This is a genomic window from Phytobacter cepae (genome assembly GCF_054165735.1).
Map to the genome: position 1 here is coordinate 138,935 of NZ_CM135107.1, position 26,758 is coordinate 165,692.

Genomic DNA, 26,758 nt, shown 5'->3' on the forward strand with positions numbered 1-26,758 from the left:
TTGTTCACCCCAGTCACATAGTTATTCTATGCTCCTGGGGACTCACTCAGTTGCCGCCTTGATACCGCTTAAATGATTTTATGAATGGGTGCCGTTATCGCGGTTCAGCCAGGCCATGTATTCGGTCACGCCTTCGGCAACGGTTTTGAACGGCTTATCGTAGCCCGCTGCGCGCAGGTTGGTTAAATCAGCCTGAGTGAAGGCCTGGTAGCGACCTTTCAGTTTGTCCGGGAACGGGATGTATTCGAGGCTGCCTTTCTGGTGGAATGCCAGCGCAGCGTCTGCCACTGCCTGGAAAGATTCCGCACGGCCGGTGCCGAGGTTGAAAATACCGGACACGCCGTTTTCCCAGAACCACAGGTTCACTGCCGCTACGTCGCCGACATAGACGAAATCACGTTTGAAGTTGTCGCTGCCTTCGAACAATTTCGGACTTTCGCCATTATTCAGCTGGGTATTGAGGTGGAATGCCACGCTCGCCATGCTGCCTTTATGGCCTTCACGCGGGCCATAGACGTTGAAGTAACGGAAGCCGACAACCGGGGAATTTGCCTCTGGCAGCACCTGACGAACATATTCATCAAACAGGAACTTAGAGTAGCCATATACGTTCAGCGGCTGTTCGTATTCACGAGACTCAATAAAGTTGCTGGTGCGACCGCCATAGGTGGCAGCGGAAGAGGCGTACAGGAACGGGATTTCACGTTCCAGGCAGTAGTGCAGCAGCTCTTTTGAGTATTGATAGTTGTTATCCATCATGTACTTGCCATCCCACTCGGTGGTGGAAGAGCAGGCACCTTCATGGAACACCGCATCGATATCGCCGAAATCTTCACCCGCCATAATCTGGATAAGGAAATCTTCTTTATCCATGTAGTCAGCGATATTCAGGTCCACCAGATTCACAAATTTGGTGCCATCTTTCAGGTTGTCCACCACCAGAATGTCGGTGATGCCTTTATCATTCAGGGCTTTAACGATATTGCTGCCGATAAAGCCTGCGCCGCCGGTAACGATAATCATAACTGTAACCTTTGAATTGTGGAGCGCTGAGACTATCTCAGACACTAATATCTCTCATCATACCATTTCATTGCACACCCTACAGCCATTCGCCACCAGGCCAGATTGTTACGCGTGATTTATGCTGCAAAATGCGCAATGAATGATGCGTCATCTCGTATCAACGTATAGCTTTGGGTAATATGTGCCAAAATTTGCCCTGTCTGGAGAATTGCGATGCGTGGGGATTTTTATCAGCAGTTAACGAGCGACCTGGAGACCGCACGGGCGGAAGGGTTGTTTAAAGAAGAACGCATTATCACCTCAGCCCAACAGGCTGACATCACCGTGGCGAATGGAAGCCATGTCATCAACTTCTGCGCCAACAACTACCTCGGGCTGGCGAACCATCCTGAGCTGATCGCGGCGGCGAAAGCCGGCATGGACAGCCACGGGTTCGGTATGGCCTCGGTACGTTTCATTTGCGGAACCCAGGACAGCCATAAGGTATTGGAGAAAAAACTCGCCGATTTCCTCGGAATGGAAGATGCGATCCTCTACTCATCCTGCTTCGACGCCAACGGCGGGCTGTTTGAAACCCTGCTCGGGGCAGAAGACGCCATTATCTCCGATGCCCTGAACCATGCTTCGATCATTGACGGCGTGCGTCTGTGTAAAGCGAAGCGTTTCCGCTACGCCAATAACGACATGCAGGAGCTGGAAGCGCGTTTAAAAGAGGCCCGTGATGCGGGGGCGCGCCATGTGCTGATTGCCACCGACGGCGTCTTCTCAATGGACGGGGTGATTGCCAACCTGAAAGGGGTTTGCGACCTTGCGGATAAGTACGATGCGCTGGTGATGGTCGATGACTCTCACGCCGTCGGCTTTGTCGGTGAAAACGGTCGCGGCTCCCACGAGTACTGCGACGTGATGGGCCGGGTAGACATCATTACCGGTACGCTCGGCAAAGCGCTCGGCGGTGCATCAGGTGGTTACACCGCTGCGCGCAAAGAGGTGGTTGAATGGCTGCGCCAGCGTTCACGTCCGTATCTGTTCTCCAACTCCCTGGCACCGGCCATCGTGGCGGCCTCCATCAAGGTGCTGGAGATGGTCGAGACGGGTAGCGAGTTGCGCGACCGCCTGTGGGCTAACGCTCGTCTGTTCCGTGAAAAAATGAGCGCCGCCGGTTTCACCCTGGCGGGTGCCGATCACGCCATCATACCGGTGATGTTGGGTGATGCGGTTGTGGCGCAGAACTTTGCCCGCGAACTGCAAAAAGAGGGCATTTACGTGACCGGCTTCTTCTTCCCGGTCGTGCCGAAAGGCCAGGCGCGTATTCGTACCCAGATGTCGGCGGCACATACGCCTGAGCAAATTGAACGTGCGGTGGCTGCGTTTATCCGCATCGGTAAACAACTGGGCGTGATTGCCTGAGGACGTAAGATGAAAGCGCTATCCAAACTGAAAGCGGAAGAAGGCATCTGGATGAACGACGTTCCGACACCGGACGTCGGGCATAACGATCTGCTGATTAAAATTCGCAAAACGGCGATTTGCGGCACCGATGTTCATATCTACAACTGGGACGAATGGTCACAAAAAACCATTCCGGTGCCCATGGTGGTCGGCCATGAATACGTTGGCGAAGTGGTGGGTATTGGTCAGGAAGTGAAAGGGTTTAAACTCGGCGACCGTGTTTCCGGCGAAGGGCATATCACCTGCGGTCACTGCCGTAACTGCCGTGCGGGCCGTACCCATCTGTGCCGTAACACCGTGGGCGTCGGCGTTAACCGTCCGGGCTGCTTTGCTGAATATCTGGTTATTCCGGCCTTTAATGCCTTCAAAATCCCGGACAACATCTCTGACGATGTCGCGTCTATTTTTGACCCGTTCGGCAATGCGGTGCACACCGCGCTCTCTTTTGACCTGGTTGGCGAAGATGTGCTGGTATCGGGCGCGGGGCCGATTGGTATTATGGCGGCAGCGGTAGCGAAACACGTGGGTGCACGTCATGTGGTCATTACTGATGTGAATGAATATCGTCTGGAACTAGCACGTAAAATGGGCGTCACCCGCGCCGTTAACGTGGCCAATGAGAACCTGACGGAGGTGATGGCTGAGCTTGGCATGACGGAAGGTTTTGACGTCGGCCTGGAGATGTCCGGTGCGCCGCCCGCTTTTCGCACAATGCTCGACACCATGAACCATGGTGGTCGTATTGCGCTGCTGGGTATTCCGCCGTCTGAAATGTCTATCGACTGGAATAAAGTGATCTTCAAGGGGCTCTTTATTAAAGGAATTTACGGTCGTGAGATGTTCGAAACCTGGTATAAAATGGCAGCGCTGATTCAGTCTGGTCTGGATCTGTCACCGATTATCACGCACCGCTTTGGTATTGATGATTTCCAGAAAGGCTTTGATGCGATGCGTTCCGGGCAATCCGGGAAGGTTATCCTCAGCTGGAACTGAAAATAAAGACGCCTGCGGGCGTCTTTTTATTATCTCCCTCACATTTTTACGCCGAAATAGCACTTAAGGCACATTTTCTGTAACGGTTTAACCGGATTAAACTTAAAGTCTGTTGACGATTGGTTTAACTTTTAATTACGGATAATTATGTTCAAGCTTTCGGTGTGCTTGCTCACCTGCAATTCGGCTCGTTTATTACGCGAGGTGCTTCCGCCGCTATTAGTGGTTGCGGATGATTTTGTGGTACTCGATTCCGGCAGCTCGGATGCGACGCTGGAAATTTGTCACGAATATGGCCTGACCGTCCATCACCACCCGTATGCCATGCATGGCGCGCAAATGAACCATGCAACAAGCCTTGCTGCCCATGACTGGGTGCTGTGTATGGATAGCGATGAAATCCTCGACGAACAGACGCTGAATTTTATTTTGCAACTGAAAGCCGGGGAGGAACCCTCACCTGAACAGGCCTGGCGTCTGCCGCGATATTGGTACGTGCTGGGGGAAGAAATTCGCACGATATATCCCATATCCTCACCTGACTTTCCGGTTCGCTTATTTCATCGCGCACATGCCCGTTTTAATGACCGGCCCGTTGATGACAAAGTTGAAGGGTATCTCCAGTCAACAAAAATACCGGGACGCGTCCGTCACGATACCTTTTATTCATTGCATGAAGTATTCAGTAAACTAAATAGTTACACGACGAGATTAGTGAAATATCAGAAAGTTAAACCATCGATAAGCCGGGGAATAATCAGTGCTATCGGTGCGTTTTTTAAATGGTATTTATTCAGCGGTGCCTGGCGAAGCGGTAAAGTGGGCGTTGTGACCGGCTTATACGCTACCTTTTATAGTTTTCTTAAATATTTCAAAGCCTGGTATTCACACAACGAAGAAAAAGCCGTCGCGGTCAACGAAAAGAAAAACTCCCGCGCCCTTTAGGGGCGCGGCTTACCCCAGCCCTGCCACTGATTGGTAAAATACTTTATCAGTGTGCTTTCACTGACGCTCTCTTTCACCACTGCAAAGAAATGACCTGCATAAACTGGCTCGGGTGCATGTTTGGTCTGGCACACCCTGACCCCACGGAACGGATTTCGCGGCGCTGGCGGATTCTGCGGCTGCGCCTGGTTTGGCGTTGAGGTGTCGACCTGGGGCTCGTTCAGCAGGCTGCTCGCCCGCACCAGTGTAATATCCGCCGGCAGGTTATAGATCATCTGCTGGAGGACGCGAACCGTTGAGGGGTGAGGGTGGCCAATCGCAATCGCGGAGCCATTACGACGTGCCAGCTCCACGGCGCGGGTAAACTGACGACGGATATCCCCTTCATTCTGCGTATCATCAAGGAAAACTTTACGTTTGATGACCTTGACGCCGGTGCCATTGGCCGCACGCATGGCCTGGCTGTTGCCAATGGTCATGCTGTCGAGGAAGTAGAGATCGTAACGTTCCAGCGCCTGCATCACTTTTTGCATACCGAACAGGCTGGAGGTCATGGCACTGCCCATATGGTTGTTCAGACCGGTGGCGTAGGGCACTTTGCTGACCGCATCACTGATGATCCGCTCGATTTCCGCGCTGCTCATTTCAGGGCGCAACGTGTCTTTTTCCAGCGGCTGTTTGCTTAAGGGGGCCATGGGCAGGTGAATCAGCACTTCATGCCCGGCGTTATGGGCTTTGGTCGCCATCTCGCGTGCGTGCGGCGCGTTGGGCAACACGGCAACAGAGAGGGCTGCCGGCATCGCCAGCACCTGATTTTCGGTCTGCGGACGGTAGCCAAAATCATCAATAACGATGGCAAGTTTTCCGGCGAATGCCGAGGTGGAACAGGCCAGCAGGCTAGCCATAACAACAAAAATACGACGAAATTGAAGCAAAACTTATCTTCCCAACCACGGCTGTGGATTGACCGCCTGACCCTGGCGGCGAATTTCGAAATAGAGTGAGGGTCGACCCTGACCACCACTGCTCCCGACGAGGGCTATCGGTTGACCGGCGCGAACCTGAGTGCCCACGCTGACCAGCGCACTCTGGTTATAACCGTAGAGGCTCATGTCCCCTTTCCCATGCTCGACCACCACCACAAGGCCATAGCCCTGCAGCCAGTCGGCAAGGATCACGCGTCCGTCAGCCACGGCTTTCACTTCGCTGCCTTCAGACGCACCGATAACAATCCCCTTCCAACGTAGCTCACCTTGCAGCTGTTCGCCATAACGATGGAGGAGAGGGCCACGCACCGGCCAGAAAGCCTGACCGGACGGCGAGCCAAGCCCGCCGGTACGGGACATCAGTGAACGTTCATTTTCGGTGGGTTTGTAGGTTGAGCCTTTGCGCGATGCATCCTGCTGTTTTTCACGCACGGCCTGCGCTTCACGCGCTTCCCGGTCGGCTCGGGCTTTGGCAGCCGCTTCTGCGCGGGCGAGGCGGTCACGCAGGCGGGATTCGTTCGCACGCATCTCGCCCAGCTGTTGTTGGCCTGCCTGGATGGACGACTCAAGGCCTGAAAGGGTTTTCTTACGTTCGTTGCGGGCCTGTTCAAGCTTGGCCTGCTGGGCTTTCTGCTCATACAGCAACGTTTGTTGCTGGCTCTGTTTCTCTTCCAGCTCTGCTTTCTGCGAGGCGACCTCTTCACGGGTCTGCTTCAGTTGCCCGATGGTCTCCTGCCGCGACTGGTTCAGATAGCCGAAGTAAGCCTGCAGGCGTTGCCCACGCTGGCTCTCTTCGCCACTCAGAATCAGCTGGATGCCGGTATGCTCGCCCTGACGAAAGGCGGCATCAAGCTGCGCGGCGAGGTTTCGTTCCTGCGCGGCTTTCTGTTTCTCAAGCTTCGCAATGGACGCATTCATTGCGTCTATTTGTTTGTTGAGCTGGGCGAGGGAGTTCTGGGTTTCACGCAGCGCCCGGGTAGCGGCTGAAATAGCCACTTCCTGCTGTTTAAGCTGGGCGAGCAGAGCAGAACGCTGCTGCTGTTGCTGGCGAACACTGCGCTCTTTGGCAGCAATGTCAGCCTGAATGGATTTTAACTGATCGCGGTCATCCGCGTGGGCGGGTAAAGCGCACAACAATACGCCAGCGCTAATCGCGCTGGCGTAAATCAGAGGTCGAACTGCACCCCATGTGACTGAATAAATCGCCTTTCCCCTCATGGGGAGGGATTATTCCACGATGAACAGCGGCTTACCAGTCATCTCTTGCGGGATTTCCATGCCCATCAGGGTCAGCATGGTCGGCGCGATGTCGGACAGTTTGCCGCCTTCAACGGCTTTCACCGTTTTGCTGCCGACATAAATCAGCGGGACGGGCAGGTTGGTGTGGGCGGTATGCGCCTGGCCGGTCGCCGGGTCACGCATCTGCTCTGCGTTACCGTGGTCGGCGGTGATCAGCAACTGACCGCCAACGGACTCAACCGCTTTGGCAACCTGTTCAACGCAATGATCCAGGGCTTCGACCGCTTTAATGGCGGCGTCCATCACGCCGGTATGGCCTACCATATCGCCGTTCGGGTAGTTACAAATGATGGTGTCGTATTTGCCGCCGGTAATCGCGCCGACCAGTTTTTCGGTCAGTTCGGCAGAGCTCATTTCCGGTTGCAGGTCGTAGGTCGCGACTTTCGGTGAGTTGATCAGAATACGGTCTTCGCCCGGGAACGGCTCTTCCACACCGCCGTTGAAGAAGAAGGTGACGTGTGCGTATTTTTCGGTTTCTGAAATACGCAGCTGCGTTTTGTCATTCTTCGCCATCCATTCACCGTAGGTGTTGGCGAGAGAAGAAGGGGGGTAAGCGCAGGCGGCTTTAATGTCGGCGGCATACTCGCTCAGCATCACGAACTCGCCCAACTGGACGACTTTTTTACGGGTAAAGCCGTCGAAGTCAGCGTTAACGAAGGCGCGGGTGATTTCACGCGCACGGTCGGCACGGAAGTTCATGAAAATCAGCGTATCTCCGTCTTCCATTGCTGCGTCTGCCTGGCCTTCAGCACGAATCACGGTCGCTTTCACAAATTCGTCGTTTTCGTCACGGGCGTAAGCATTTTTCAGGCCTTCCACAGCGGTGGCCGTGGTGAATTCGCCTTTTGCCAGCGTTATCAGGTCATAGGCTTGTTCTACGCGATCCCAGCGGTTATCGCGGTCCATCGCATAGTAACGGCCAATGATAGACGCCACACGGCCTTTACCGAGTTCAGCAAACTTATCTTCAAAGCGTTTTAATGAAGACTCAGCGCTGCGCGGCGGGGTGTCACGGCCATCAAGGAAAGCGTGAAGATAGATTTTTTCTGCGCCACGTTCAGCGGCCAGTTCCACCATCGCCAGAATATGATCTTCATGGCTGTGAACACCCCCGGCAGAGAGCAGGCCCATGATGTGGACGGCTTTGCCAGCGGCAACCGCGTTATCCACCGCACCGCTCAGTACCGGGTTGCTGAAGAAAGTCCGTTCTTTAATTTCAACATCCAGACGGGTCAGATCCTGATACACGATACGGCCCGCTCCCAGGTTTACGTGACCGACTTCGGAGTTACCCATCTGACGGTCCGGCAGACCCACTTCCAGGCCAGATGCATCAACCAGCGTATGCGGGCGTTTGGCCCAAAGCGCATCCATGACCGGGGTTTTTGCGCTGAAAATAGCGTTATCCTGCTGGTCTTCACGGTAGCCGTAGCCATCCAGAATCACCAGTACCATAGGTTTTTTAGAAACCGACATTGCGACAACCTCATGCTGAAAGACAAAAAAATTTGCGTAATTTTACTACAGCTGAATCGATAAAATAGCCGCAGAAGATCAAAGAAAACGGTAGCGCAGCGCAATGAATACGCCGTCTCGGGGCTTTTTTTTGATAACAGTCCGCAGAAAATGCAATCCATCACGCTCGCTGGCTGTATTTGCTACACCGCGCAGGTATACTCCTTTCCTGGTTTTTTAATCACTGATTCGGGAGCTGTTACCCCCCATGCAAGAAATTATGCAGTTTGTTAGTCGCCACCCCGTTCTTTGTCTCGCCTGGATTGCGTTACTCGGGGCTGTACTGTTCACATCGTTCAAGGGTTTTGCGTCGAAAGTGAAAGTGATCACCCGCGGTGAAGCTACCCGTCTGATTAACAAAGAAGATGCCGTTATTGTGGACCTGCGTCAGCGCGACGATTTCCGCAAAGGTCATATCGCCGGTTCAGTGAATTTGCTGCCAAACGATATCAAGGCCAATAATGTAGGTGAGCTTGAGAAACACAAAAGCAAACCGGTTATCGTCGTTGACGGTTCCGGCATGCAGGCTCAAGACCCTGCAAATGCCCTGATCAAAGCCGGTTTCGAACAGGTGTATGTGCTGAAAGAAGGCGTGGCTGGCTGGAGCGGTGAGAACCTTCCGCTGGTGCGCGGTAAGTAACATTCAGAGGAACAGTCATGGCCAATATTGAGATCTATACCAAAGCAACTTGCCCGTTCTGCCATCGCGCAAAAGCGCTGCTCGGCAGCAAAGGCGTCTCCTTCGAAGAGTTACCTATCGATGGTGACGCGGTAAAACGCGAAGAGATGATTAAACGTAGCGGCCGCACGACGGTACCCCAGATTTTCATCGATGCGCAGCACATCGGTGGCTGTGATGATTTGTATGCGCTGGACGCGCGTGGTGGGCTTGATCCCCTCTTGCGTTAATGCATACGCAAAAAAGGCAGGTTGTACCGGACTTTAATCGGTGGCAGCCTGAAAAACGCGTATTTAAGGACAACACTCAAGGGTTTTAGAATGTCAGAACAAAACAACACGGAAATGACTTTCCAGATTCAACGCATCTACACTAAAGATATCTCTTTTGAAGCACCGAATGCTCCGCACGTGTTTCAGAAAGACTGGCAGCCGGAAGTAAAACTGGATCTGGATACCGCGTCCACCCAGTTGGCTGATGGCGTTTACGAAGTGGTACTGCGTGTGACCGTTACCGCTGTGCTGGGCGAAGAAAATGCATTCCTGTGTGAAGTTCAGCAGGGCGGTATCTTCTCCATCGAAGGCATTGATGGTAACCAAATGGCTCATTGCCTGGGTGCGTACTGCCCGAACATTCTGTTCCCGTACGCGCGCGAGTGCATTACCAGCCTGGTTTCTCGCGGTACTTTCCCGCAACTGAACCTTGCGCCGGTCAACTTTGATGCGCTGTTCATGAACTATTTGCAGCAGCAGGCTGGCGAAGGTGCCGAACAACATCAGGATGCCTGATGAACGCACGCAATGCTGAAATGACTGTTATCGGTGCCGGCTCTTACGGCACCGCTCTTGCCATCACCCTGGCAAGAAATGGCCACCAGGTTGTTCTGTGGGGCCATGATCCTAAACATATCGCGACATTGCAGCACGATCGCTGCAATGCTGCCTTCCTGCCTGATGTCCCTTTTCCCGATACCCTTGCGCTGGAAAGCGACCTTGCTTCTGCCCTGGCCGCCAGCCGTAATATTCTGGTGGTGGTGCCAAGCCATGTATTTGGCATCGTGCTGCAACAGATTAAGCCGCTGATACGTAGCGATGCGCGCATCGTCTGGGCGACCAAAGGACTGGAAGCGGAAACGGGCCGTCTGCTGCAGGATGTGGCGCGGGAAGTATTAGGCGACGACATCCCGCTGGCGGTGATTTCCGGGCCAACCTTCGCGAAAGAGCTGGCCGCAGGGCTGCCCACGGCGATTTCGCTGGCCTCAACGGACTCCGTTTTTGCTGACGATCTGCAGCAGCTTCTGCACTGCGGCAAAAGCTTCCGCGTCTACAGTAACCCCGATTTTATCGGCGTACAGCTGGGCGGCGCGGTGAAAAACGTGATCGCCATCGGCGCAGGCATGTCTGACGGCATCGGCTTTGGGGCCAACGCACGTACCGCGCTCATTACCCGTGGGCTGACGGAAATGTCGCGTCTCGGAGAAGCGCTGGGGGCCGATCCTGCCACCTTTATGGGAATGGCCGGCTTAGGCGATCTGGTGCTGACCTGTACCGACAACCAATCGCGCAACCGCCGTTTTGGCATGGCGTTGGGCCAGGGGGCCGATGTTCAAACCGCTCAGGACCAGATTGGTCAAGTGGTTGAAGGCTACCGCAATACCAAGGAAGTGCGCGCGCTGGCGCAGCGGTTTGGGGTCGAGATGCCCATTACCGAGGAAATTTATCAGGTATTGTATTGCGGAAAAAATGCGCGCGAGGCAGCATTGACCTTATTAGGTCGTGCGCGCAAGGACGAGCGCAGCAGCCACTAGTCGCAGGGAATGATGTTACCTCACGACACGGCCAGCATAGACTGGCCGGTCGTCTTATTACGTCTGGAGTAAGCAATGCCGTGTGAAGAACTGGATCTGGTCTGGAACAATATTAAAGCCGAAGCCCGTGCGCTGGCGGACTGCGAGCCTATGCTGGCCAGTTTTTACCACGCCACCTTACTCAAACATGAGAACCTGGGCAGTGCGCTGAGCTATATGCTGGCGAACAAATTGTCTTCGTCGATTATGCCCGCCATCGCCATCCGGGAAGTGGTGGAAGAAGCCTATGCGGCCGATCCCGAGATGATTGCCTCCGCCGCCTGCGATATTCAGGCGGTGCGCACCCGTGACCCGGCAGTGGACAAATACTCCACACCGCTGCTCTACCTCAAAGGTTTCCACGCCCTCCAGTCCTATCGCATCGGCCACTGGCTGTGGAACGAAGGGCGTCGCGCGCTGGCGATTTTCCTGCAAAACCAGGTCTCGGTGACCTTCCAGGTCGATATCCACCCGGCGGCAAAAATCGGGCGTGGGATTATGCTCGACCACGCGACAGGCATCGTCGTGGGTGAAACGGCGGTGATTGAAGATGACGTGTCGATTCTGCAGTCCGTGACGCTCGGCGGTACCGGTAAAACCAGCGGCGACCGTCACCCGAAAATCCGTGAAGGCGTGATGATTGGCGCAGGGGCAAAAATCCTTGGCAATATCGAAGTAGGGCGTGGTGCGAAAATCGGCGCGGGATCGGTGGTGTTACAACCGGTGCCACCGCATACGACCGCCGCAGGCGTACCGGCGCGTATCGTCGGCAAGCCAGAGTCAGACAAACCCGCGATGGATATGGATCAGCATTTTAATGGGATTAACCACGGGTTTGAATATGGCGACGGGATATGACGCCTTGCCCGGTGGCGCTGCGCTTACCGGGCCTGGTAAACCGTAGGCCGGATAAGGCGCGAGCCGCCATCCGGCAAATATCAGCTGCGCAATACCGCGCCAGGATAACCGAGCTGGCGCCAGGCTTCATACACCACCACCGACACCGCATTGGACAGGTTCATGCTGCGGCTGTCCGGCATCATCGGAATACGAATCTTCTGCTCCGGCGGCAGCGCGTCCAGAATAGAGGCGGGCAGACCACGGGTTTCCGGGCCAAACAGCAGAAAATCCCCGTCCTGATAGCTCACTGCACTGTGTGCTGGCGTCCCTTTGGTGGTAAGAGCAAACATACGCTCAGGCTTTTCGGACTCAACAAAGGTCGCGTAATCATGATGGCGCTTCACGGCGGTGAATTCGTGGTAATCGAGGCCAGCACGGCGCAGGCGCTTATCGTCCCAGGTGAATCCCATAGGTTCGATGATATGCAAACTGAAGCCGGTATTCGCGCACAAGCGAATAATGTTGCCGGTGTTGGGTGGAATCTCTGGTTCGAATAAAACGATGTTTAACATGCTGCCCCCTTAATTGCGGGGGGAGCATAGCAGAATTTTTCCTGACCCTCACCCCAGCGTTCTTCTGGTGCGCGCTCGGTGTAAGACTGGGGGCGTTTTCTCCCTCTCCCGGTGGGAGAGGGCCGGGGTGAGGGCATCAGGCAGCTCTTATTTAAGCCGCATCCCCCTGCGACAGCGGTGCCAGCGCCGCCGGAATCTTACTCAGCTCCTGTACCAGCGAATCTTTGCCGATCTCGCTAATCGACTTCGCCCCGGTGAGGGTCATCGCCACGCGCATCTCTTTTTCAATCAGGTTCAGCAAATTAGCCACGCCGGCACGGCCATGCGTTGCCAGCGCATAAAGATAGGCACGCCCCAGCAGCACCGTGTCGGCACCGAGCGCAATCATACGTACCACGTCCAGCCCGTTACGAATGCCGCTGTCCGCCAGAATCGCGATATCCCCTTTTACCGCATCGGCAATCGCCGGCAGGGCGCGGGCCGAAGAGAGTACGCCGTCGAGCTGGCGACCACCGTGGTTAGAGACCACAATGCCATCGGCACCAAAGCGAACGGCATCCCGCGCATCCTCGGGATCGAGGATCCCTTTGATCACCATTGGGCCATCCCAGAATTCACGGATCCACTCCAGGTCCTTCCACGAAATCGATGGATCAAAATTGGTCGCCAGCCAGCCGATATAATCCTCAAGCCCGGTGGGTTTCCCTAAATACGCAGAGATATTCCCCAAATCGTGCGGCCTGCCGTGCAGACCTACATCCCACGCCCATTGCGGATGGGTCGCGGCCTGCCAGTAGCGCCGGAGCGCGGCGTTCTGCCCACTCATGCCGGAGTGCGCGTCGCGATAACGCGCCCCTGGTGTCGGCATATCAACGGTGAAAACCAGTGTGGAACAGCCCGCCGCTTTGGCACGCTCCAGCGCGTTGCGCATAAAGCCGCGATCGCGCAGCACATATAACTGGAACCACATCGGGCGTTTGATGGTGGGAGCCACCTCTTCAATCGGGCAGACGGAAACGGTCGATAACGTAAAGGGAATGCCTTTGTCATCTGCTGCGCCCGCCGCCTGCACCTCGCCGCGACGGGCGTACATACCGCAAAGTCCAACCGGGGCCAGCGCCACCGGCATGGAGAGTTTTTCGTTAAACAGCGTGGTTTCCGTGCTCAGCGCTGACATATTCTTCAGTACCCGCTGACGCAGGGCCACCTGACCCAAATCTTCCACGTTTCGACGCAGCGTATACTCCGCGTAAGCACCCCCATCGATGTAGTGGAACAGGAAAGGGGGCAGAATGCGTTGGGCGGCAGCGCGGTAGTCGCTGGCGGCGGAAATGATCATGCGGAGTCTCCAAAGGGAAGCGTGAGTTTTTCATCGGGAAGTCGGGTGATGCGCGCGCTACGCGCCTGGTCTTCGTCAAACTGGCGAATCGTGGTGTGGACAAAACTGAGATGCGCCATCATGGCGTCGCGTGCGCGCTGAGCGTCACCGGCAAAAATGGCATCCATAATTTCCCGGTGCTGCCCGGTTAACTGGGTAAAAACGGGGGGAACCTGGTACATACGTTGGCGGCTTTGCTTGACCGAGTTTTGCAGCAGATCGAAAAAGCCGCGCATGGTTTGCAGCAGCACAAGGTTATGTGACGCCTCAGCGATGGAGAGATGAAAGCGTACATCGGCCTGCGAGGCGAGGTCCGGGTCATCGACCAGGGTAGCCTCAAAACAGAGGCGGATTTTTTCTTTCTCGACGGGCGTGGCCCGTAAGGCCGCATGCCAGGCGGTGCTGCCTTCAATGGCGTGGCGGGCTTCAAGAATATCAAAGCTGTAATCCGGATCATCGTCCAGCAGTGTCTTAAGCGGTTGCACAATGCTCTGTTCTGACCAGGTCTCATGCTGCCAGCGCACAAACGTGCCGCCACCGTGTCGGCTCAGTAAGACCCCTTCACTGATGAGTTTCGCGATAGCTTCACGCAGCGAATTGCGCGAGATGCCAAGCTGCAATGCCAGTTGCCGTTCCGAAGGCAAACGCATACCTGCCTCAAGTCCTTTTTCTTTAATGAGTGTTCTGATACGCCGGGCAACATCCTCAGAAAGCCGTTCAGCCGTCGCGGTCATGGTCTGCTCCGTGTCAGTTAAATCCGGGAGGAAAGTGGTACTGCCAGTTTCCGGCAGCACAACGCCATGAGCACAAGGTTAATAGGCTGCATTGTAATGGCAATGTTAATTTTATGTGATTTTGCGGGGTGTGAAGCGGTGCGCATTAATGCGTGAAGTGGTAGTACCAATTAAAACCCATCCATTAGGCTATCTTGCTTGATGGGCGTTTTTTCGGGGGAAAGACATCCCCTTCGGTTAAGAAGGGGACGCGGGATCAGAAATCGGTCTTCGAAAAACCGGTCATCTCTTTCAGGCCCATTTCACGACCCAGGGCGGTCATCGGGTGAACGACGACCAGCCCACGCACGCTTTTTTTCAGTTTGCCGAGGTCAGCCTGCTCTTTCTTGGTGATGGCGCGTTTGAACGGCATGTTCACCAGCTTTTGTGCTTCTTTGCTGAGCTTCTGGCTGTACTGGCCGCGCAGACGTTCGATTTCCGTTTCGAGCGTCTCTTTTTCTTTTTCCAGCTCTGCGTATTTCTCGGCAGACTCCACCAAAGACAGGGCGGCCTGCTGGTGGCGAATGAGGTCCAGGCGGTCGCTCAGGCGTTTAATTTCGTTCTTTTCGACTTCTTTCATGGCATTTGACTCAGAAAACGGGGGAGATAATGACAAAGGATACACGAATGCGCGCAGGCTTACTTCTGAAACGCTTTTTTCAAGCTGATTTTAGAAATCAGCTCGGTCAAAGAGAGCACCATCGTTGAACGGACAATCTGCTGGTAGCGCTGTTTTTGCATCGCGTACAGGTCAGGGTCGCTGGTATCAAAAAGCGGGACAGGGGGAAGGGCGGACACGCAGTTGAGTTCACCGAAAGGACCAAGAATTTCGTCATCGGTAAACCCGTATTCGGTGCCGTCATGGTTGAGCTCTTCGCGCAGGGCCATCAGCAGCTCCGCGTCTTCATATTCCGGTCGACTCAGTACACCAAGCCCGTAAATCAGCTTCAAGCGCACGGAGAGATTGCCCAGCGGTCCATCTCCGTCAAGCAACGGCTCTACAGCATATTTCACTGCATAGTCGTCTTTGCGGAAGACCTGAAGCACCAGAATATTCACCGCCTCGGTGAGTAACTCCACGGCGGCTATCAAAAAGCTTCGTACGGTTTTGCCAGCATTCAGACGCTCGAGCACACGGTTTTCGAAAGCCTGTGTTAGTTCCATTATTGCCTGCATATCTGACAATCTTGTTAACAGGCGCGGGATGTCCCGCGCCAAATTCGGCATCATGCCTTTGCGTTGTAAGCGTTGACGACTTCGGCTACCACCGCGCTGTTAGCATCCAGACCCGAGATCTGTACCAGTGCGCCCTGTGGGCCTTTTTCTGCAATCAGTGCCGCCAGTTCCTGCGCTTGCGGGTCCTGTTCGCTACGGTAATGCATCGCAGCGGCGATACCCTTGACCAGATTGGTGTGTGCCGTGGCGTATTCCAGCGTGCCGAGCAGCGGCTTGATCAAACGATCGCCTGCACTCAGTTTGCGCAGTGGCTGACGGCCAACGCGCTCAACATCATCTTTCAGGTATGGGTTTTCAAAACGACCGAGGATTTTTTCAATATACGCGGCGTGTTTATCAGCATCGAAGCCATAGCGCTTGATCAGCACCGCGCCACTCTCTTCCATTGCGCCCTTCACTACCGCACGAATGTTTTCGTCCAGAATGGCGTCGCGAATGGTCTGATGACCCGTCTGTTGACCAAGGTACGCGGTTATAGCATGCCCGGTGTTTAACGTGAAGAGCTTACGTTCAACAAACGCCATCAGGTTATCGGTTAATTCCATACCCGGAATGGTCGGCAACGCACCTTTGAACTGGGTTTTGTCGACAATCCACTCACTGAAGGTTTCAACGGTCACTTCCAGCGGGTCGTTGGTAGCAGATTCAGATGGCGGAACGATGCGGTCAACGGCTGAGTCAACGAAACCGACGTGGGCTTCGACCCAGGCTTTGTCTTCCTCCGCCAGTGCATTGAAGACGTGGCCTTTAAGCTGGGTGGTGCCGCGTACCATGTTTTCACAGGCAATGATGTTCAGCGGGGTGTCGAGTCCCTGCGCTTTACGTTTTGCCAGACCTTTGGCAATGGCCGGGGCGATGCGCTCGAGCACAACCGGGCCAACCGCAGTGGTAACCAGATCAACTGTGGCAATCAGATCGACGACCTCATCACCGATGCTGCTGACGGCGTTGACGCCAGAGACGGTATCAACCTGCTCGTTTTCGCCAACCACATGAACCTGATAGCTATGACGGGCATTAAGGGCGTCGAGAACCACCTGATTCACATCGGCGAATGTCAGGGTAATTCCCGCGTCCGCCAGCAGTTTGCCGATGAAGCCACGTCCGATATTACCTGCGCCAAAATGTAATGCTTTCATAGTATTAACCTTCATTAATGTTTTTACCCGAGAGGGCTGGGGTGAGGAACCGCATGCGTTTCTCCTCACCCGAACCCTCTCCCCAGAGGGAGAGGTCCGTCCCCGTTTGGTTCGAGCGGCAGGTGGGTTGGCTTCTTCACTGACCCCGGTCGCTTAGAAAAGTGGCCAGAGTGGTGTTGTAACCTGCCTTCCCGCCGCCCGAATTTTCAGGGGAGCGTTCGAACATTACGCCTTCAGCAGAGCCAGAACTTCTTCTACGCTGGTGGTGTTAGCCAGACGCTCAATGACGGTTTCGTCATCCAGAGCGTTGGTCAGGCTGGTAATAACCTGAATGTGCTCGTTGTTACGCGCAGCGATACCGATAACCAGACGGGCAACATCTTCCGGCTCTTCACCGAACAGTACGCCTTGCGGATACTGGCAGAATACCACGCCGGTTTTCAGTACACGGTCTTTGGCTTCCACGGTGCCGTGTGGGACAGCGATAGACTCACCCAGGTAAGTTGGGGTCAGTTTTTCGCGTTCCAGCATTGCTTCAACGTACTCAGGCTGAACGTAGCCGCCTTTCACCAGCTGCTCACCGGCAAAGCGAATCGCTTCTTCTTTGTTGCTGGCAGTACGGCCCAAGAAGACGTTTTCAGCGCTTAATTTGAACAGGTTGCTGTTGCTGGTATCAAAGCTGTCCTGCAGGCTGCTCTGTACCTTAACGGTGTTATCCGCATGGCGTTGCGCAGCAACCAGGCGTTCCGTCAGGTTGGTGTACAGACCGCTGTCGAGGAAGTTGGTCAGCGAAATGTGCTGTGCCTGCGGCACCTGGCGCATCGCACGCTCGGTCAGGTCACGGTGGGTAATCACCAGGTCAACATCAGACGGCAGGCTGTTAATAGCGCTGTTGGTCACGGAGATGTTGGTCAGACCCGCATCCTGGACTTTTTTGCGCAGCACGCCTGCACCCATTGCGCTGGAACCCATACCGGCATCACAGGCAACGATGATTTTACGTACGTGGCTCAGATCGTTGGTTACGTCGCCAGTCGCCAGAGCACTCGCCCCTTTAGACTGTGCTTTCATGTCCTGTACGCGGCGGGTAGCGGCTTCGATATCATCATCTTCTTCTTTGACTTTGCTGGTTTTCAGCAGAATCGCGGAGATAACGAAGGAAACAGCCAGCGCAGCGAAGATAGCAGCGATGTTCGCGAAGTAAGCCCCTTTCGGCGTCATTGCCAGCACGGCCAGGATAGAACCCGGGGACGCCGGAGACACCAGACCGCCACCCAGCACGCTCAACGTGAACACGCCAGTCATACCACCGAGGATTACTGCGATCAGCAGACGTGGGTTCATCAGCACGTAAGGGAAGTAAATTTCGTGGATACCCCCCAGGAAGTGGATGATAGCCGCGCCGCCAGCAGACTGACGTGCACTACCACGACCGAAGAACATGTACGCCAGCAGGACGCCCATCCCCGGACCCGGGTTAGCTTCGATCAGGAAGAAGATAGACTTGCCGAGTTCATTCGACTGCTGAATACCCAGCGGCGAGAAGATACCGTGGTTGATGGCGTTGTTGAGGAACAGGATTTTCGCCGGTTCAACAAAGATGGACGCCAGCGGCAGCATGTCGTGCACAACCATGAAGTTAACGCCAGCCGCGAGGCCTCTGGACAACACTTCAACCGCAGGACCGATACCTTTAAACGCCAGCAGCGCCAGGATCATACCGATGATGCCAGCGGAGAAGTTATTCACCAGCATTTCAAAACCGGATTTGATCTTACCGTCTACAGCGGCGTCAAATTTCTTAATGCACAGGCCGCCCAACGGACCCGCGATCATTGCACCGAGGAACATCGGCATATCCGCACCGACGATAACACCCATGGTGGTGATAGCACCGACCACACCACCACGATCGCCACCCACCAGACGACCACCGGTATAACCGATGAGCAGCGGCAGCAGGTAGGTGATCATCGGACCGACGAGCTTCGCCAGCGTTTCGTTCGGTAACCACCCTGTAGGAATAAACAATGCGGTAATAATACCCCACGCGATAAACGCGCCGATATTTGGCATTACCATGTTGCTGAGGAAGCGACCAAAGCTTTGCACTCTGATCTTGATATCGGATGACATAAAACACCCCTTCTTATGTTTGCTATCGCACAGGCCGGAAGCCCGAGGTTTTGTTGTTAACGTGGCGGCAGAGGTAGCCGGACCCGTGTTCTGTGATGCGAAATCTCGCACCGAATCAGCCAACTGTCCAGATGACGCCCGGCAATGTGACTTAGATCACGTTAAAGTAGGGGGTGTACCGTGCTTTAACGTGATATTCGTCACAAATATGTTGTGTAGAAAAAGAACAAAGGGCAAAAAAACAGCGTGGTACCCCCATTAATGTGACTCTTATCACAAATGTTTGGGGTGGGTTTGTTATTCATTTGTGATCTTCGTCACAAGATATTTTAACCAGGTGTTTTCTGAGTGTGATCGGTCGCAAACTCTGGTTTTCGCTCACATCGCAACCTGTAATTCTCTTTCACCTCGCCTGGCACACGCGGCGGCTGGCCCAACATATCCAGATAAGTTTTCACATTTATGAAACGTCTGGCGTCGTATTTGTTTACCTTAGTACATACTTAAGGCTTTGCAGTTGGCGACAAGGAGAAGGCAATGAAACTGATTGGCAGCTATACCAGCCCGTTTGTGCGCAAAATTTCCGTCATTCTGCTGGAGAAGGGCATCACCTTTGAGTTTGTGAATGAACAGCCCTACAACGCCATCAACAATGTGATGCAGTACAACCCGTTAGGTAAAGTGCCCGCGCTGGTCACTGATGAAGGCGACGTCTGGTACGACTCACCGATCATTGCTGAATATATTGATTTGCTGGATATGGCCCCGGCCATGCTGCCGAAAGAACCCAAAGCGGCGCTGAAGCTTCGCCAGATAGAAGCCCTGGCCGACGGTATTATGGATGCTGCCCTGGTGTCGGTACGGGAAATTGCGCGCCCCGCAGCCCAGCAGTCAGAAACGGAGCTTCTGCGTCAACGGGAGAAAATCAGCAAGGGGTTAGATGCGCTGGAAAATTACCTCAGTGACGGCACGCTAAGCGTGGATGCGCTGGACCTTGCCACTATCTCCATTGCCTGCGCCATCGGCTATCTCAACTTCCGCCACGTCTCTCCTGGCTGGTGTGTCGACAGGCCTCAACTGGTTAAACTGGTGGAAAATCTGTTCCAGCGTGAGAGCTTCGCACGTACCGAACCGCCGAAGGCTTGATACCCGTTATGTCAGCCTGAATCAACTCGCGGTACAATCCCCTCACGTCGAACTTCTCTCCCGGCGGGAGGGGCAAACCCAGCCAGGCTCACTCATGACAACGGAAATTCAGTCGCTTTATATTCAGATACCTTCTACCGACCGCCTGTTACGTGATGAGGCGTTCTCCCCTTTGATGGCCGCCTTTGGTCACCGCCAGGTCGCTGCGGCGTTACGCCAGCTACAGGTTGAAGCGCGTGAGGCGGTGCGGCTGAAACAGACATTACCTGGCTGGTGCGAAAACTGGGCGCAGGCGGCGTATCAACGCCTGGCGAACGAGAGCATGGGTGCCCTGCGGCCAGTCTTCAACCTGACGGGCACGGTACTGCACACCAATCTCGGACGTGCATTGCAGGCGCAAGCGGCTATTGATGCCGTGACGCAGGCGATGCGCTCACCGGTGACGCTGGAGTACTCGCTGGACGATGCCGGGCGGGGCCACCGCGATCGTGCCGTGGCGGACCTGCTTTGCCGCCTGACGGGGGCTGAAGATGCCTGCATCGTGAATAACAATGCTGCGGCGGTATTGCTGATGCTTGCTGCGACGGCGAGCGGCAAAGAGGTGGTGGTGTCTCGTGGCGAGCTGGTGGAAATTGGCGGTGCGTTCCGCATCCCCGACGTCATGCGCCAGGCGGGCTGCGTGTTACAGGAAGTGGGTACCACCAACCGCACTCATGCCAAAGATTATCGTCAGGCGGTGAATGACAATACCGCGCTGCTGATGAAGGTCCATACCAGCAATTATCACATTGAAGGCTTTACCAAAACGGTGGATGAAGCCGAGCTGGTCTCTCTTGGCGACGAACTAAAGGTGCCGGTGATTGCCGACCTGGGCAGCGGTTCGCTGGTGGATCTCAGCGAGTATGGATTGCCGAAAGAGCCGCTGGTGCAGGCGTTGATTGCGGCTGGCGTGAGCCTGGTGAGTTTTTCTGGCGATAAGCTACTCGGCGGCCCGCAGGCCGGGATTATCGTCGGCAAAAAAGCGCTGATTGAGCAGCTTCAGCGCCACCCGCTGAAGCGCGCGCTGCGGGCAGATAAAATGACCCTTGCGGCGCTGGATGCCACGCTGCGCCTCTACCTGCACCCGGAAAAACTGCGCGAAAACCTGCCGACGCTGCGTTTACTCACTCGCTCGCAGGAAGAGATAAACCAGCAGGCGCAGCGCTTATTGGCGGCTTTGGCCGCAAATTATCCAGGCTTTACCCTGCGGGTAGAGCACTGTCTCTCACAGATTGGCAGCGGTTCACTGCCCGTTGACCGCCTGCCGAGTGCGGCACTGACCTTTACCCCTGTTGATGGCAGTGGGCGTGAGACAGAAGCCCTTGCCGCCGCCTGGCGCAGGCTGGACCACCCTGTTATTGGCCGTATTTATGACGGGCGTTTATGGCTGGATTTACGCTGTCTTGAGGATGAACCCCGTTTTCTGGAGATGCTGTTGAAATGATTATTGCCACCGCCGGACATGTCGATCACGGTAAAACGACCTTATTGCAGGCCATCACTGGTGTGAATGCCGACCGGCTGCCGGAAGAAAAAGCGCGCGGGATGACCATCGATCTCGGGTATGCCTACTGGCCGCAACCGGATGGTCGCGTACCGGGCTTTATTGACGTGCCGGGCCATGAGAAGTTTCTGTCCAATATGCTGGCAGGCGTCGGTGGCATCGACCATGCGCTGCTGGTGGTCGCCTGCGACGATGGCGTAATGGCACAAACCCGCGAGCATCTGGCTATTTTACAGCTCACCGGCAGCCCGTCCCTGACGGTCGCCCTGACCAAAGCCGACCGCGTGGAAGACGCCCGCATTGATGCAGTGCGTGAGGAAGTTCTTAACACTTTGCGCGATTTTGGCTGGCCGGAGGCTGCACTCTTTGTTACCGCCGCCACTGAGTCACGCGGTATCGACGCCCTGCGCGCGCACCTTTTGCAACTCCCGGCCCGTGCGCATCCGCAGCACCAGCGTTTTCGCCTGGCGCTGGACCGTGCTTTTACCGTCAAAGGGGCGGGTCTGGTGGTGACCGGCACGGCGCTGTCGGGGGAGGTGCGTGTGGGGGATACCCTCTGGCTGACCGGAGCAAATACAGCGATGCGCGTGCGCGGCCTGCATGCGCAGAATCAGCCCGTTGAACATGCGTATGCCGGGCAGCGTATTGCCCTGAACATCGCCGGGGATGCGCAGAAAGAGGCATTGGCCCGTGGAGACTGGCTGCTGTCTTCACAACCGCCCGAACCTTCCGATCGCGTGATTGTGGCCCTGCAAACTCATGCACCGCTCACCCAATGGCAGCCGCTGCATATCCACCACGCCGCCAGTCATATCACCGGGCGCGTCTCGCTACTGGACAACAATCTGGCAGAGCTGGTGTTCGACACACCGCTATGGCTGGCGGATAACGATCGTCTGGTCCTGCGCGACATCTCAGCACGAGAGACGCTGGCAGGCGCGCGCGTGGTGACGCTGCACCCACCACGGCGTGGCAAACGCAAACCGGAGTACCAGCAGTGGATAGGCGCACTCTCAGCAACCCAGAGCGATGCCGAAGCGCTGGCGGTGCACCTGCAACGCGGCGCGGTCAATCTTCCGGCCTTTACCTGGGCGCGTCAGCTTAATGAGACCGGCCTTGCGGCGTTAGTGAATGAACCGGGTTTTATTCGCGCCGGAGCTAACCTGCTCAATGCGCCAGTGGCGGCGAGCTGGCAGCGTAAGCTGCTGACCACGCTCGCGACCTATCATGCGCAACACGCGGACGAACCCGGCCCCGGCCGCGAACGCCTGCGCCGTATGGCATTGCCGATGGAAGATGAAGCACTGGTGCTGACACTCATCGAGCGGATGCGCGAGAGCGGTGACATACGGAGTCATCACGGGTGGCTGCATCTGCCGGATCACAAAGCGGGATTTACCCCGGAGCAGGCGGCAATCTGGCAGCGTGTCGATGCTCTCTTTGGCGATGAGCCCTGGTGGGTACGCGATCTGGCACGGGAAACCGGTGCGGATGAGCAGGTGATGCGTGGGGTATTACGCCAGGCCGCGCAGCAGGGATTGATTACGGCGATCGTCAAAGATCGTTATTACCGTAACGATCGGATTGTCGCGTTTGCCAGTATGATCCGCGACCGGGATCCGGTTCACGGCTCCACCAGTGCAGCGGATTTCCGCGATACCCTCAACGTTGGGCGTAAGCTGGCGATTCAGATTCTGGAGTATTTCGATCGTATCGGTTTTACACGCCGTCGCGGCAATGACCATATCCTGCGTGACAAAGCCTTATTCACGAAGTAAGAACATCGGCGGCCCATAAAGCCGCCGTGCTGCTTAAGACGATTTCTCGGCAAATTTGCGCTTCGCCAGCCAGACGGCACCCAGTCGTCCCGCCTGATTCCCCAGTTCGCAAGGGAGAATCGGGACGTTGAGCGCATCCCACTGTTCAAAGGTTTGCAGGTGACGGTCGAGCAGGGGGTAGAGTTTTTCCTGCTCGCTGATGCCGCCGCCAATCAATAACACCTGTGGGTCAAACATCGAAATCACACCGTAGACCCCGCGCGCCAGGAACCGCGCCCAGTCGTTCACCGCTTCGCGCAGATGAACATCGCTGTCCATCCTGTCGAAAATCTCTTTGCCGTGCGGCATTTTCTCTTCAGACACGCCGAGCGCTTTGCGACAGGCGCTCATCAGGCCGCTGGCAGAGGCGACTTCATGCATGGTCTCACCGCCGTTGCCGACCGGAATCACGCCAAATTCTCCTGCCCGAAAATGCGCCCCGCGATAGAGATCGCGATCGACAATAATGCCGCCGCCGATACCGGTCCCGACGGTGATGCAGACCAGACTGTCATAACGCCTGCCCGCACCGCGCCACTGTTCGCCGAGGGCAGCACAGTTGGCATCGTTTTCAACGGTTAACGGCAGGTCGGTCAGCTCGCCGAAGAGTTCAAGCAGATTGGTACCATCAAGAAAATCCACGGCCCCCGCTTTGGCGGCAAGCCCGGTGTGCGGATTAATATGGCCTGGGAAACTGATGCCTATGGCTGCAATATCCTGATCGCGCTGACATTTTTCCACCGCCTCCTGCCACTTCTGGCGGAACGTTTGTTCATCTTCAGGCGTGTCATATTCGTCACTGAACAGTTCTTCACCCTCTTCAGTGATCACGCCATATTTGATATGGGTTCCGCCCACATCGAAGCCGATAAATCGTTGCATCTTTTCTCCCTGCGCTGTCCCGGATAGTCAGAATAATTATGGCTTACCGCTGCGGGAAAACTGTAAATCCAGGTAATGACTGAATCTCCCTTTCCACAGGATGATTTTTGCAGAGGAAATTTTTGCGTACCTCTTCCCAGGATCTGCTTCTTCTCGATGAAACCCGCGCCGCACTGCGTTAATGTGATCGTCATGGATAAATTCGTGTGTATGATGTGTATAATTTAAAGCGGGGACAGGGAAAGTGGCCAGCGCACAGGTGATGGTAATACTAAAAAAACAGGGATGGGTTCTTATCAGAACAAAAGGAAGCCATCATCAGTTTAGCCACCCGCTTCGGTCTGGACTGGTAACGGTTCCGCATCCTCGCAAAGACATCAAACCTGGCACGCTGGCGCAAATCTGGCGACAGGCAGGCATTAACCCTCAATTCGCAGGAACCAGAAATGTTCTATCCGGCCTACATACACTCTGATGCTGATGGCAGCGCCAGCGGTTTTTTCCCCGACGTACCGGGCTGTTTTTTTGCGGGTGACAGCCTGAACGAAGCGTTTAAGGATGCGCAAGGTGCACTCACCGCACATTTCGAAACCCTGTGTGAGTTGGGGCAGGTTTTGCCAGCAGCAACTGCGGTTGAACAGCATTTACAGCAGCGGGCAGAGGATTTTGTCGAAGGCCAATGGTTGCTGGTGGATATTAATATGAATCAGTTCGATGGCCGGGCTGAGCGTATCAACATCACTCTGCCTCGCCGTTTGCTCAGCAAAATCGATGTTTTCGTGCACGATAATCCCGAATTCAGCAATCGCAGTGCCTTTCTGGCCGAAGCGGCGCGACGTGTATTGCCCGGATAATCGCCTCGTACGTGGCCTCAAACTCCTGTCGTCTATACTTACTGAACAACGACACGGGAGGAAATCATGTCCAACACGACGAAATCTGAAGAACAGCAGGTCAAAGACGTTAAAGATGCGCCTAACAAGCAGGGTGAGATCCCGCGCAAGCGCGATGACAGTAAAGACGACAAGAAAGACCCTTTTAAGGCGAGTTAAAAGTAAACCCAGGCAGGCGCGATGACCGGACCCGCAGAGTCTGCTAGCATAGCGGCCTGCCATTAATCAGAGATAACACCGTGACTGCCTTTTCAACCTTAAATGCTTTGCCTCCTGAACTCCTCGCCAACCTGAATGAACTGGGTTACCACACCATGACCCCGGTCCAGGCGGCGGCGCTGCCGGCAATCCTTGAGGGGAAAGACGTGCGTGCGCAGGCAAAAACCGGCAGTGGCAAAACGGCGGCTTTTGGCCTTGGTTTGCTGCAACACATCGAAGCCGGCCGGTTTGTGACGCAGTCTCTGGTGTTATGTCCGACCCGCGAGCTGGCGGATCAGGTGGCGAACGAGCTGCGTCGTCTGGCGCGTTATCTGCCAAACATCAAAATCCTCACCCTGTTCGGGGGCGTGCCGTTTGGCGCTCAACGTGACTCGCTCCAGCACGCGCCGCACATCATCGTCGCCACGCCGGGGCGTCTGCTCGATCACTTGCAAAAAGGCACCGTCTCGCTGAGCGCGCTGAAAACCCTGGTGCTGGACGAAGCGGACCGTATGCTCGATATGGGCTTTAGCGATGCGATTGTTGAGATCCTCGGCCATGCTCCGGCGAACCGCCAGACGTTGCTGTTCTCGGCGACCTGGCCGGAAGGGATTGCCGCTATCAGCACCCGTTTCCAGCGTGAACCGCTGAACATTGAAATCGACACCGTCGATGCGCTTCCTGCCGTCGAGCAGCAGTTCTACGAAGCGTCACGCCGCCAGAAAATCCCGCTGCTGATGAGCCTGTTGAGCAAGCATCAGCCCGCCTCGTGCGTGGTGTTCTGCAACACCAAAAAAGATTGCCAGGAAGTGTGCGACGCGCTGAATGAGCAGCACCAAAGCGCGCTGGCGCTACATGGAGACATGGAACAGCGCGATCGCGACCAGACGCTGGTACGTTTTGCTAACGGCAGCAGCCGCGTGCTGGTAGCGACCGATGTCGCCGCCCGCGGACTGGACATCAAGTCGCTGGAGATGGTGATTAACTTCGAGCTCTCCTGGGACCCGGAAGTGCATGTTCATCGCATTGGCCGTACCGCCCGTGCGGGGGCAAGCGGTCTGGCGATCAGCCTGTGCGCGCCGGAAGAAGCACAGCGTGCGGCTATTCTCAGTGAAATGCTGGCCCTCTCACTTGAGTGGCAAGAGCCGGTTATCAGCAGCAGCGTTAAACCGCTGCAGGCAGAAATGGCAACCCTGTGTATTGATGGCGGCAAGAAAGCCAAGATGCGTCCGGGCGACATTCTCGGCGCGCTGACCGGCGATATTGGGCTGGATGGCGCAGACATCGGCAAGATTGTCATGCACCCGATGCACGCCTACGTGGCGGTTCGCCAGTCGGTGGCAAACAAAGCGTATAAACAGCTTTCGCAGGGCAAAATCAAAGGCAAAGCCTGCCGCGTTCGCCTGTTTAAATAATCCTCCGCACAATAAAAAGCCCGATGGCGCAAGCTTATCGGGCCTACCG

Annotated in this window: 27 protein-coding genes; 15 read left to right on the top strand and 12 right to left on the bottom strand. The window is 55.5% G+C overall.

Features of this window, described 5'->3' with window-relative positions:
* Positions 1 to 78: 78 nt before the first annotated feature.
* The gene (gene rfaD / locus ACUY4Q_RS00660) at positions 79 to 1,023 is read right to left on the bottom strand and encodes an ADP-glyceromanno-heptose 6-epimerase (protein WP_458045238.1); all 945 of its coding nucleotides are present in this window, start codon (positions 1,021 to 1,023) and stop codon (positions 79 to 81) included.
* Positions 1,024 to 1,239: 216 nt separating this feature from the next.
* Between rfaD and kbl the strand changes: the two genes are divergently transcribed.
* From kbl to ACUY4Q_RS00675, 3 genes are all read left to right on the top strand, one after another.
* The gene (gene kbl, locus ACUY4Q_RS00665; protein ID WP_458045239.1) at positions 1,240 to 2,436 is read left to right on the top strand and encodes a glycine C-acetyltransferase; all 1,197 of its coding nucleotides are present in this window, start codon (positions 1,240 to 1,242) and stop codon (positions 2,434 to 2,436) included.
* A 9-nt stretch (positions 2,437 to 2,445) separates the two neighbouring features.
* On the top strand, positions 2,446 to 3,471 hold the full coding sequence (gene tdh, locus ACUY4Q_RS00670; RefSeq protein ID WP_458045240.1) for an L-threonine 3-dehydrogenase: 1,026 nt from the start codon (positions 2,446 to 2,448) through the stop codon (positions 3,469 to 3,471).
* A 147-nt stretch (positions 3,472 to 3,618) separates the two neighbouring features.
* Positions 3,619 to 4,416, top strand: coding sequence for a glycosyltransferase family 2 protein (locus ACUY4Q_RS00675; protein ID WP_458045241.1), 798 nt, complete (start codon positions 3,619 to 3,621; stop codon positions 4,414 to 4,416).
* Here ACUY4Q_RS00675 and ACUY4Q_RS00680 read toward each other — a convergent pair.
* From ACUY4Q_RS00680 to gpmM, 3 genes are read right to left on the bottom strand one after another with little or no spacing between them, the layout of a single operon-like run.
* Positions 4,413 to 5,351 (bottom strand): divergent polysaccharide deacetylase family protein, encoded by a 939-nt coding sequence (locus ACUY4Q_RS00680; RefSeq protein ID WP_458045242.1) that lies wholly within the window; start codon positions 5,349 to 5,351, stop codon positions 4,413 to 4,415. The two genes, ACUY4Q_RS00675 and ACUY4Q_RS00680, sit on opposite strands and share 4 nt — an antisense overlap.
* Positions 5,352 to 5,354: 3 nt before the next feature.
* Positions 5,355 to 6,620: a murein hydrolase activator EnvC gene (envC, locus tag ACUY4Q_RS00685; RefSeq protein ID WP_458045243.1), complete on the bottom strand. Its 1,266-nt coding sequence runs from the start codon at positions 6,618 to 6,620 to the stop codon at positions 5,355 to 5,357.
* Positions 6,621 to 6,629: 9 nt separating this feature from the next.
* On the bottom strand, positions 6,630 to 8,177 hold the full coding sequence (gene gpmM, locus ACUY4Q_RS00690; RefSeq protein ID WP_458045244.1) for a 2,3-bisphosphoglycerate-independent phosphoglycerate mutase: 1,548 nt from the start codon (positions 8,175 to 8,177) through the stop codon (positions 6,630 to 6,632).
* Positions 8,178 to 8,424: 247 nt separating this feature from the next.
* On the opposite strand from gpmM, the gene ACUY4Q_RS00695 reads away from it, so the two are divergent.
* The 5 genes from ACUY4Q_RS00695 to cysE all read left to right on the top strand — a co-directional run bounded on the left by ACUY4Q_RS00695 (position 8,425) and on the right by cysE (position 11,599).
* Positions 8,425 to 8,856 carry a rhodanese-like domain-containing protein gene (locus ACUY4Q_RS00695; RefSeq protein ID WP_458045245.1) on the top strand — a complete coding sequence of 144 codons (432 nt, stop codon included), beginning with the start codon at positions 8,425 to 8,427 and terminating at the stop codon, positions 8,854 to 8,856.
* Positions 8,857 to 8,873: 17 nt separating this feature from the next.
* Positions 8,874 to 9,125, top strand: coding sequence for a glutaredoxin 3 (gene grxC, locus ACUY4Q_RS00700; protein WP_437433262.1), 252 nt, complete (start codon positions 8,874 to 8,876; stop codon positions 9,123 to 9,125).
* 90 nt (positions 9,126 to 9,215) lie between these two features.
* Entirely contained in the window at positions 9,216 to 9,683 is a 468-nt protein-coding gene (gene secB / locus ACUY4Q_RS00705) for a protein-export chaperone SecB (RefSeq protein WP_458045246.1), read from the top strand.
* Positions 9,683 to 10,702 carry an NAD(P)H-dependent glycerol-3-phosphate dehydrogenase gene (gene gpsA / locus ACUY4Q_RS00710; RefSeq protein WP_458045247.1) on the top strand — a complete coding sequence of 340 codons (1,020 nt, stop codon included), beginning with the start codon at positions 9,683 to 9,685 and terminating at the stop codon, positions 10,700 to 10,702. Before secB ends, gpsA begins: the two co-directional genes overlap by 1 nt.
* A 75-nt stretch (positions 10,703 to 10,777) precedes the next feature.
* On the top strand, positions 10,778 to 11,599 hold the full coding sequence (cysE, locus tag ACUY4Q_RS00715; protein ID WP_458045248.1) for a serine O-acetyltransferase: 822 nt from the start codon (positions 10,778 to 10,780) through the stop codon (positions 11,597 to 11,599).
* 80 nt (positions 11,600 to 11,679) lie between these two features.
* Here the strand turns inward: cysE and trmL are convergent, their stop codons facing one another.
* The 7 genes from trmL to ACUY4Q_RS00750 all read right to left on the bottom strand — a co-directional run bounded on the left by trmL (position 11,680) and on the right by ACUY4Q_RS00750 (position 18,815).
* The gene (trmL, locus tag ACUY4Q_RS00720) at positions 11,680 to 12,153 is read right to left on the bottom strand and encodes a tRNA (uridine(34)/cytosine(34)/5-carboxymethylaminomethyluridine(34)-2'-O)-methyltransferase TrmL (RefSeq protein ID WP_458045249.1); all 474 of its coding nucleotides are present in this window, start codon (positions 12,151 to 12,153) and stop codon (positions 11,680 to 11,682) included.
* Positions 12,154 to 12,304: 151 nt separating this feature from the next.
* Positions 12,305 to 13,492, bottom strand: a complete 1,188-nt coding sequence (lldD, locus tag ACUY4Q_RS00725) for an FMN-dependent L-lactate dehydrogenase LldD (RefSeq protein ID WP_458045250.1) — start codon at positions 13,490 to 13,492, stop codon at positions 12,305 to 12,307.
* Complete coding sequence (gene lldR / locus ACUY4Q_RS00730; RefSeq protein WP_458045251.1) at positions 13,489 to 14,265, bottom strand: transcriptional regulator LldR; 777 nt, start codon at positions 14,263 to 14,265, stop codon at positions 13,489 to 13,491. The genes lldD and lldR overlap by 4 nt, the downstream gene beginning before the upstream one ends.
* 256 nt (positions 14,266 to 14,521) lie before the next feature.
* Positions 14,522 to 14,884, bottom strand: a complete 363-nt coding sequence (locus ACUY4Q_RS00735) for a YibL family ribosome-associated protein (RefSeq protein WP_437433412.1) — start codon at positions 14,882 to 14,884, stop codon at positions 14,522 to 14,524.
* Positions 14,885 to 14,943: 59 nt separating this feature from the next.
* The gene (mtlR, locus tag ACUY4Q_RS00740) at positions 14,944 to 15,531 is read right to left on the bottom strand and encodes a mannitol operon repressor MtlR (RefSeq protein ID WP_458047444.1); all 588 of its coding nucleotides are present in this window, start codon (positions 15,529 to 15,531) and stop codon (positions 14,944 to 14,946) included.
* Positions 15,531 to 16,679: a mannitol-1-phosphate 5-dehydrogenase gene (gene mtlD / locus ACUY4Q_RS00745; RefSeq protein ID WP_458045252.1), complete on the bottom strand. Its 1,149-nt coding sequence runs from the start codon at positions 16,677 to 16,679 to the stop codon at positions 15,531 to 15,533. The genes mtlR and mtlD overlap by 1 nt, the downstream gene beginning before the upstream one ends.
* Positions 16,680 to 16,904: 225 nt before the next feature.
* The gene (locus ACUY4Q_RS00750) at positions 16,905 to 18,815 is read right to left on the bottom strand and encodes a PTS mannitol transporter subunit IICBA (RefSeq protein WP_458045253.1); all 1,911 of its coding nucleotides are present in this window, start codon (positions 18,813 to 18,815) and stop codon (positions 16,905 to 16,907) included.
* A 537-nt stretch (positions 18,816 to 19,352) separates the two neighbouring features.
* Here ACUY4Q_RS00750 and ACUY4Q_RS00755 point away from each other — a divergent pair.
* The 3 genes from ACUY4Q_RS00755 to selB all read left to right on the top strand — a co-directional run bounded on the left by ACUY4Q_RS00755 (position 19,353) and on the right by selB (position 23,282).
* Positions 19,353 to 19,961 carry a glutathione S-transferase gene (locus ACUY4Q_RS00755; RefSeq protein WP_458045254.1) on the top strand — a complete coding sequence of 203 codons (609 nt, stop codon included), beginning with the start codon at positions 19,353 to 19,355 and terminating at the stop codon, positions 19,959 to 19,961.
* A 94-nt stretch (positions 19,962 to 20,055) separates the two neighbouring features.
* Positions 20,056 to 21,444 carry an L-seryl-tRNA(Sec) selenium transferase gene (gene selA / locus ACUY4Q_RS00760; RefSeq protein WP_458045255.1) on the top strand — a complete coding sequence of 463 codons (1,389 nt, stop codon included), beginning with the start codon at positions 20,056 to 20,058 and terminating at the stop codon, positions 21,442 to 21,444.
* Positions 21,441 to 23,282: a selenocysteine-specific translation elongation factor gene (gene selB / locus ACUY4Q_RS00765; protein WP_458045256.1), complete on the top strand. Its 1,842-nt coding sequence runs from the start codon at positions 21,441 to 21,443 to the stop codon at positions 23,280 to 23,282. Before selA ends, selB begins: the two co-directional genes overlap by 4 nt.
* Before the next feature lie 33 nt (positions 23,283 to 23,315).
* Here selB and ACUY4Q_RS00770 read toward each other — a convergent pair whose 3' ends face one another.
* Positions 23,316 to 24,203 carry an ROK family protein gene (locus tag ACUY4Q_RS00770; RefSeq protein WP_458045257.1) on the bottom strand — a complete coding sequence of 296 codons (888 nt, stop codon included), beginning with the start codon at positions 24,201 to 24,203 and terminating at the stop codon, positions 23,316 to 23,318.
* A gap of 262 nt (positions 24,204 to 24,465) precedes the next feature.
* Between ACUY4Q_RS00770 and ACUY4Q_RS00775 the strand changes: the two genes are divergently transcribed.
* The 4 genes from ACUY4Q_RS00775 to dbpA all read left to right on the top strand — a co-directional run bounded on the left by ACUY4Q_RS00775 (position 24,466) and on the right by dbpA (position 26,709).
* Entirely contained in the window at positions 24,466 to 24,678 is a 213-nt protein-coding gene (locus tag ACUY4Q_RS00775; RefSeq protein ID WP_458047445.1) for a type II toxin-antitoxin system HicA family toxin, read from the top strand.
* Positions 24,650 to 25,057, top strand: a complete 408-nt coding sequence (locus ACUY4Q_RS00780; protein ID WP_458045258.1) for a type II toxin-antitoxin system HicB family antitoxin — start codon at positions 24,650 to 24,652, stop codon at positions 25,055 to 25,057. Before ACUY4Q_RS00775 ends, ACUY4Q_RS00780 begins: the two co-directional genes overlap by 29 nt.
* A 66-nt stretch (positions 25,058 to 25,123) precedes the next feature.
* Positions 25,124 to 25,255: a hypothetical protein gene (locus ACUY4Q_RS00785; protein ID WP_458045259.1), complete on the top strand. Its 132-nt coding sequence runs from the start codon at positions 25,124 to 25,126 to the stop codon at positions 25,253 to 25,255.
* An 80-nt stretch (positions 25,256 to 25,335) separates the two neighbouring features.
* Entirely contained in the window at positions 25,336 to 26,709 is a 1,374-nt protein-coding gene (gene dbpA / locus ACUY4Q_RS00790; protein ID WP_458045260.1) for an ATP-dependent RNA helicase DbpA, read from the top strand.
* Positions 26,710 to 26,758: the final 49 nt, after the last annotated feature.